Raw genomic sequence first — 1,122 nt, 5'->3', positions numbered from 1 at the left:
ATGGCAACTGTGTTCATGCGAAGGCGGTTTTGTCTCGAATGATGGCATTGAGGGTGACGAGGAGCTTTCTGGCGACGGCGACGATGGCAAGCTTCTTGGATCCGGAGCGGGCCGCGAGTGCGGTGTAGAAAGTTCTGAAGCGATCGTTGGCGCGGATGGCGCCCAGCGCCGCCATATAGAGGGCGCGGCGCACGCGCGGGCGACCACCGCTGATCTTGCTCCTGCGCTTGGTCTTGCCGCTCTCGTTGTCGAGGGGGGCAAGGCCTGCAAGTGCCGCGATCGACTTGGGCGAGCGCCGGCCGAGCTCGGGCATGTGGGCCAGCAGCGAGAGCGCGGTGATGGTGGCGACGCCTGGGACGGAGACCATCAGCTCATAGTCGCGGGCGGTGTCCTCGGCTTCGCGAATGGCTCTCGCAATCCGGCTTTCGAGCGCATCGATGCGCGTGTCGAAGTCGGCGATCAGTCTTTCAGTCTCGGTTATGACGTCCTCATCGAAGGCCTCGCTGAGGTGCCGCTTCAGCCCTGCCCGGATCTCAACCAGATGGTCGCGGTGGCGGGCAAGCGACTGAAGGCGTTCGCCTTTCTCGCAAGGTGCCGGCTCGGCCGCAGGCTGGTAGCGACGACCGTAGCTGCTCAGCATCCGGGCATCGAGACGATCGGTCTTGGCGCGCTGGGTCGCCGACTTCGCGTAGTGGTGGGTGTGCGCCGGATTGTGCCGCGAGAACGCAATGCCGGCCTTGCCCAGCGCATGGCGCAGCAGCCGGTCATAGACGCCGGTCGCCTCCATGACGACGAAGTCACGACCGGCGCAAAGGCCTGCCACATAGGCTTCTATCGCCTCAGCCTGGTTGGGGATGCGCTGGTAACGGCCGCTTGCCTCGTCAAAAAGGTCGAGCCTCGCTTTGGAGATGTCGCAGCCGACATAGTTCTGCACTATCATGGCCATGCCTCTTCCTGTGGTACGGGGTCTGCTGAAGACAGCCCCGTGCAACTGTTCAGGTTGATGGTTCATTGGTGGGAAGGGACCGAGCCATGCCGCGGCCTGTCCTCGAAAGGACGACCAGGATCCTCTCGGCCTCCTTCCCACTTCAACCATACACCCGAACCAACACACAGGATCCT

1 protein-coding gene is annotated in these 1,122 nt (G+C 63.4%); it reads right to left on the bottom strand.

Annotated elements, in window-relative coordinates:
• Positions 1-13 precede the first annotated feature (13 nt).
• Positions 14-946 (bottom strand): IS110 family transposase, encoded by a 933-nt coding sequence (locus EN853_RS33050; RefSeq protein WP_167524676.1) that lies wholly within the window; start codon positions 944-946, stop codon positions 14-16.
• Positions 947-1,122: the final 176 nt, after the last annotated feature.

This window comes from Mesorhizobium sp. M1C.F.Ca.ET.210.01.1.1 (genome assembly GCF_004791585.1).
Taxonomy (GTDB): domain Bacteria; phylum Pseudomonadota; class Alphaproteobacteria; order Rhizobiales; family Rhizobiaceae; genus Mesorhizobium.
The sequence above is the reverse complement of the archived record's forward strand: the minus strand, read 5'-3'. Positions and strand labels throughout refer to the sequence as shown.

Bases quoted from the DNA above. Each gene is read 5' to 3' on its own strand.
- EN853_RS33050 (WP_167524676.1), bottom strand. From the start codon at position 946: ATGGCCATGATAGTGCAGAACTATGTCGGCTGCGACATCTCCAAAGCG.